General features: G+C 70.7%; 6 protein-coding genes. 3 read left to right on the forward strand and 3 right to left on the reverse strand.

Going from position 1 to position 5,586, the window contains the following annotated elements:
* Positions 1–332 (reverse strand): enoyl-CoA hydratase/isomerase family protein (locus tag ABD164_RS05265; protein WP_344294177.1); only part of this gene is annotated, 332 nt, incomplete at its 3' end.
* A 39-nt stretch (positions 333–371) separates the two neighbouring features.
* Here ABD164_RS05265 and ABD164_RS05270 point away from each other — a divergent pair.
* Positions 372–1,010, forward strand: coding sequence for a LysE family translocator (locus ABD164_RS05270; RefSeq protein WP_344294170.1), 639 nt, complete (start codon positions 372–374; stop codon positions 1,008–1,010).
* Positions 1,011–1,368: 358 nt separating this feature from the next.
* Here the strand turns inward: ABD164_RS05270 and sufU are convergent, their stop codons facing one another.
* On the reverse strand, positions 1,369–1,818 hold the full coding sequence (gene sufU, locus ABD164_RS05275; protein ID WP_344294171.1) for a Fe-S cluster assembly sulfur transfer protein SufU: 450 nt from the start codon (positions 1,816–1,818) through the stop codon (positions 1,369–1,371).
* Positions 1,819–1,831: 13 nt separating this feature from the next.
* On the reverse strand, positions 1,832–3,115 hold the full coding sequence (locus ABD164_RS05280) for an aminotransferase class V-fold PLP-dependent enzyme (protein ID WP_344294172.1): 1,284 nt from the start codon (positions 3,113–3,115) through the stop codon (positions 1,832–1,834).
* Between the two features lie 156 nt (positions 3,116–3,271).
* Here ABD164_RS05280 and ABD164_RS05285 point away from each other — a divergent pair, with 156 nt between their 5' ends.
* The gene (locus ABD164_RS05285; RefSeq protein WP_344294173.1) at positions 3,272–3,940 is read left to right on the forward strand and encodes a GntR family transcriptional regulator; all 669 of its coding nucleotides are present in this window, start codon (positions 3,272–3,274) and stop codon (positions 3,938–3,940) included.
* A 27-nt stretch (positions 3,941–3,967) separates the two neighbouring features.
* The gene (locus ABD164_RS05290; protein ID WP_344294174.1) at positions 3,968–5,503 is read left to right on the forward strand and encodes an MmgE/PrpD family protein; all 1,536 of its coding nucleotides are present in this window, start codon (positions 3,968–3,970) and stop codon (positions 5,501–5,503) included.
* The last annotated feature ends 83 nt before the right edge of the window (positions 5,504–5,586 follow it).

Raw genomic sequence — 5,586 nt, forward strand, 5'->3', positions numbered from 1 at the left:
GTGATGCCGTCCATGATCGCGACGACCGGTTTGGGGTAGCGGGCGATCGCCGCGTCGAGCCGGTACTCGGTTCGGAAGAACTCGTGAGCCTCGGAATGGGCGTCGTTGGTCGCGTAGACGTAGAGCTCGCGGACGTCGCCGCCGGCGCAGAATCCGCGTTCGCCGGCGCCGTCGAGCACGATGACGCCGACCTCGGAGTCGTCGCGCCAAGCGTCGAAGATCGCGGTGAGCGCCCTGATCATCTCGAACGAAAGCGCGTTGAGCGCCTGGGGACGGTCGAGCGTCACATGGCCGACACCGTCGGCGACGGTCGCAGAGATGTGGTCGCTCACGAGTGCCACCGTAGCGCCCATCGGGGCTACCCTGCTCAGATGGTGCCAGTCGAGAACCTGTGGGCGTTCGTGATCGCGTCGGTCGTGCTCATCGTGATCCCCGGTCCGAGCGTGCTGTTCGTGATCGGGCGCTCGCTTGCGCTCGGTCGACTCGGCGGACTATTGAGCGTCGTGGGCAACGCGATCGGCATGGTGCCGCTCGTGGCCGCGGTCGCGCTCGGGGTCGGCGCGCTCGTCGCCCAGTCGGTGGTCGTCTTCACGATCATCAAGTTCGTCGGCGCGGCGTACCTCGTCTTCCTGGGCGTGCAGGCGATCCGCCATCGGGCCGACGCCGCCGACGCGGTCAACGGCCAGGCGCCGCCCCGCTCGCACTGGCGCCAGCTCGGCGAGGGTTTCGTCGTCGGCGTCACGAATCCGAAGACGATCGCGTTCTTCGTGGCCGTGCTGCCGCAGTTCGTGTCGTTCGGCGCCGGATCGATTCCACTGCAACTGTTCGAGCTCGGCGTCGTGTTCATCGTGCTCGCGCTCATCTGCGACTCGGTGTGGGCACTCGCCGCGAGCGCCGCACGAGACTGGTTCGGCCGCTCGCCGCGCCGCGCCTCGCACCTCGCCGCGACCGGCGGGGTCATGATGATCGGGCTCGGCGGCGTGCTCGCGTTCAGCGGCAGCAAGCACTGACGCCTGCACCCGGAGCCTCGCGCTCGGGCGCCGCGCGAGCCCATTGCGTTTCGGGGGTGCTTTCCCGCCAGAAATCACGCGCTCAGGGCCCTGAACTTGCGCGAAAGCACCCCCGGAACGAATTGTGAGGTGCGGGTGCGCGCGTGCGGGGGCGCGGGTGTGCGGGCGCGGCGCGAGCCCATTGCGTTTCGGGGGTGCTTTTCCGCCAGAAGTCACGCGCTCAGGGCCCTGAACTTGCGCGAAAGCACCCCCGAAACGAATTGTGAGGTGCGGGTGCGCGCGTGCGGGGGTGCGGGGGTGCGGGTGCGGGGTGCGGGTGGTGCGGGCGCGCGCGTGCGGGTGGGGCGCGGGGCGGGAGCTATTGGGCGGCGGTCGCCTCGGCGAGGCACGCCTCGAGCGCGACCCAGCCGAGCATCGCGCACTTCACGCGCATGACGTACCTTGAGACGCCGTGGAACGCGATCGCGTCGCCGAGCAGCTCTTCATCGGGCTCGCCCTGGCCCTGCGAGCGCAGCATCGCGCGGAATCCGTCGATGAGCCCGCGCACGTCGTCGACCTCGCGGCCGGTCGCGAGCTCGGCGAGCGTCGAGGCCGAGGCCATCGAGATGCTGCAGCCATCGCCCTGCCACGCGAGCTCGGTGATGCGAGTGCGCGCATCGTCGAGCCGGATGCGCATGGTGAGCTCGTCACCGCACGTGGGGTTGAACTCGTGGTGCTCGGCGTCGGCGTGCTCGAGGGGGCCGTCGCCGTGTCGCGCCTTCGCCTGGTCGAGGATGATCTGCTGGTAGAGCCCCTCGAGCCAACTCACGCGTGACCCCCGCTCATGCGATGATCGCCCGCTCAGGGACATCCGCGACGCCGAAGAATCGGCGCACCCCGGCGAGCGCGTCGACGAAACGGTCGACCTCGTCGTCGGTGGTGTAGACGTGGGCGCTCGCCCGCGTCGACGCGGTGATGCCGAGCGCACGGTGCAGGGGCTGCGCGCAGTGGTGGCCGACCCGCACGACGATGCCGGCGTCATCGAGGAACTGGCCGACGTCGTGGGCGTGCACCCCGTCGACCGAGACGGCCACGAGCCCGGCCCGCTCGATGCCGACGCCGGGGCCGATGATGCGAACCCCGGGCAGTGCCGCGACCCCGTCGACGATGCGCGCCGCGAGGTCGGACTCGTGCCGCGCGACATGTTCCATGCCGATGGCCTCGAGGTACCGCACGGCCTCGGCGAGGGCGACCGCCTGCGACACGGGCTGCGTGCCGGCCTCGAAGCGGTGCGGCGACGGCAGGAACTCGGCGGTCTCGAGCGTGACACGCGTGATGGTCGATCCGCCCGTGCGGGCGGGGGGCAGCACGTCGAGCAGCTCGTCACGGCCGTAGAGCACGCCGATGCCGTTCGGCCCGAGCATCTTGTGGCCCGAGAAGGCGGCGAAGTCGACGCCCATCGCGCCGAAGTCGGTGGGCCGGTGCGGCACCGACTGGCACGCGTCGAGCACGACCAGTGCGCCGCGGGCGTGCGCGAGCGATACCACGTCGGCGACCGGTGCGAGGTACCCCGTGACATTCGACACCTCGGCGACGGCGACGATGCGGGTGCGGTCGCTGAGCTCTGCGGCGAGGTCGTCGGCCGTCCACAGCCCGTGCTCGTCGACCCGCACCGCGCGCAGGTGCGCGCCGGTCTTGGCCGCGAGGCGCTGCCACGGAATGAGGTTGGCGTGGTGCTCGGCCTCGGTGATCACGATCTCGTCGCCGGGTTCGAGGGCGAGCGGGCGAGCGGATGCCCCTCCCAGCGCCGCGCTCGCATCTGCGATGCCGAGCGCGACCATGTTGATGGCGTCGGTCGCATTCTCGGCGTACACGATCTCGCGCTCGCCGGCGCCGACGAATCGGGCGACGGTCGCGCGGGCGTCTTCGAAGATCGTCGTCGAGAGGCCGACGGCAGCGCTCGCGCCGCGGTGCACGGGGGCGAGGTGGCGCTCGAGATAGTCGCGCTCAGCGTCGAGCACCTGACGCGGTCGCTGCGACGTGGCGGCCGAGTCGAGGTAGGCCGTGGGGGTGGCGCCGTCGGGTGCCGGGTCGAAGGCCGGGAAGTCGCGGCGGAGGTCGCTCATGCTCATCCCTTCAATCGTCCCACGGATGGGTGGGCGCCGGCCGGGAGTGCGCATCTCGAGATCGTAACCCTCACCTGTATACACACTGGCTCAAACTAACGTGAGATTGCAGCGAACCGCAGCTCAGTGTATACATAGAAGCGGGAAGGGGGGTCGATGCGAGCCAGTGATCGCGCCTACCGCGTGCTGCGCGAGGAGATCCTCGACGGCGTGCTCGCGCCGGGAACGGCGCTCGCCGAGGTCGAGCAGGCCAATCGCCTGGGCGTCTCGCGCACGCCCGTTCGCGAAGCGCTCGCCCGACTCGAGGCCGACGGCCTCGCCACGGCCGCGTCACCGCGCGTGCTGCAGGTGAGCGAGCTCTCGCCCGCGAGCATCACCGCCCTCTACGAGCTGCGCGAGGCGCTCGAAGAGCAGGCCGCGCGCCTCGCCGCGATGCGTCGCGACCCCGAGCGGTTCGAGGGTCTGCGCAGCCGGCTGCGGCTCTCGCCGGGTCAGCTCCCCTCGGGCGACGAGGGCGGCCTGCGCGACTACTACGAGACCGTCGACGCCCTCGACGCCGAACTCGATGCCGCGGTCGCCAACCCGCTGCTCATCGGCGCCCTGCGCAACGCCCGCCTGCACTCCGCTCGTGTTCGGCGGCTCGCACGCCAGCATCCCGAGCGACTTCGCGCCGCGGCATCCGAGCACCTGCTCATCGTCGAGGCGATCATCGCCGGCGACGCGTCGCTCGCGGCCCACGCCACTCACGTGCACCTGCACATGAGCCTTCGTCACGCACTCGCCTCGATCGAGGCTCGTCAGCCCGACGGGCACCGCGTAGCCTGACCGATGGAACACCGAGAAAGGTCCACCATGCATCTGCACCACGTCCGAACGCACCGCAGCGACGAGAACCTCGCCCGAGAGGGCCAGCTCGCGTGGCAGCTCGCGGGCGTCGCGACCGACCCGGTCGAGCTCGACGACGACGTGATCGACATGGTCGTGAACCGCGTGATCGACAACGCGGCGGTGGCCGCGGCGTCGATCGCCCGCAAGCCCGTCGTCTCGGCCCGCAGCCAGGCGCTGTCGCACCCGGTTTCGATCGGTGGCGACGGTGCGACGGTGTTCGGTGCCGATGCGGCGCGCCACACCTCGCCCGAATGGGCCGCGTGGGCCAACGGGGTCGCGGTGCGCGAGCTCGACTACCACGACACCTTCCTCGCGGCCGAGTACTCGCACCCCGGCGACAACATCCCGCCGATCACGGCGGTCGCGCAGCACCTCGCGGCGAAGCGCGGGCTCACGGGGCGCGACCTCGTGCGCGGCATCGCCACGGGTTACGAGGTGCAGATCGACCTCGTCAAGGCGATCTCGCTGCACGCGCACAAGATCGACCACGTCGCTCACCTGGGCCCCTCGGCCGCGGCAGGCATCGGCACGCTGCTCGGCCTCGATCAAGAGACGATCTTCCAGGCCATCGGCCAGGCGCTGCACACGACCACCGCGACCCGGCAGTCGCGCAAGGGCGAGATCTCGACGTGGAAGGCGCATGCTCCGGCGTTCGCGGGCAAGATGGCGGTCGAGGCCGTCGATCGTGCGATGCGCGGCGAGACGAGCCCCGTGCCGATCTACGAGGGCGAAGACGGCGTCATCGCGTGGCTGCTCGACGGGCCAGAGGGCTCCTACGAGGTGCCGCTGCCCGATGCGGGCGAGGCGAAGCGCGCGATTCTCGACTCGTACACGAAGGAGCATTCGGCCGAGTACCAGGCGCAGGCCTGGATCGACCTCGCCCGCAAGCTGCACGCCGAGTACCCGCTGATCCTCGATGCCGAGCACATCGAGTCGATCACCCTGCACACCTCGCACCACACCCACTACGTCATCGGCTCGGGTGCGAACGACCCGCAGAAGTACGACCCCGACGCGTCGCGCGAGACGCTCGACCACTCGATCCCCTACATCTTCACGGTGGCCCTGCAAGACGGCACCTGGCACCACGCCGACTCCTACTCGCCCGAGCGCGCGCATCGCGCCGACACGGTCGAGCTGTGGAAGAAGGTCTCGACCGTCGAGGACTCCGAGTGGACCCGTCGGTACCACTCGAATGACATCGAGGAGAAGGCGTTCGGCGGCCGGGTCGTGATCAAGCTCGCCGACGGCGGCGAGATCGTCGACGAGATCGCCGTCGCCGACGCGCACCCGCTCGGTGCCAGGCCGTTCGCCCGCGAGCAGTACGTGGCGAAGTTCCGCACGCTCGCCGAGTGGGCGCTCGAGGAGGCCGAGATCGAGCGGTTCCTCGACGTCGCGCAGCGCCTGCCCGAGCTCGGCCCCGACGAGCTCGCGGGCCTCACCTTCACGGTCGCCCCGGGCGCGCTCACCGGCGTCGAGATCCCCGAGGGGCTGTTCTGATGGGCGGCCGCCGGTCGAGCAGCGAGCGCCGGCGAGCGTATCGAGACCAGTGCGCCGCGAAGGTCTCGATACGCGCTTCGCGC

Source organism: Agromyces neolithicus, assembly GCF_039529735.1.
Taxonomy (GTDB): Bacteria; Actinomycetota; Actinomycetes; order Actinomycetales; family Microbacteriaceae; genus Agromyces; species Agromyces neolithicus.

Bases quoted from the DNA above. Each gene is read 5' to 3' on its own strand.
- ABD164_RS05270 (WP_344294170.1), top strand. From the start codon at position 372: ATGGTGCCAGTCGAGAACCTGTGGGCGTTCGTGATCGCGTCGGTCGTG.
- ABD164_RS05280 (WP_344294172.1), bottom strand. From the start codon at position 3,115: ATGAGCGACCTCCGCCGCGACTTCCCGGCCTTCGACCCGGCACCCGAC.
- ABD164_RS05285 (WP_344294173.1), top strand. From the start codon at position 3,272: ATGCGAGCCAGTGATCGCGCCTACCGCGTGCTGCGCGAGGAGATCCTC.
- ABD164_RS05290 (WP_344294174.1), top strand. From the start codon at position 3,968: ATGCATCTGCACCACGTCCGAACGCACCGCAGCGACGAGAACCTCGCC.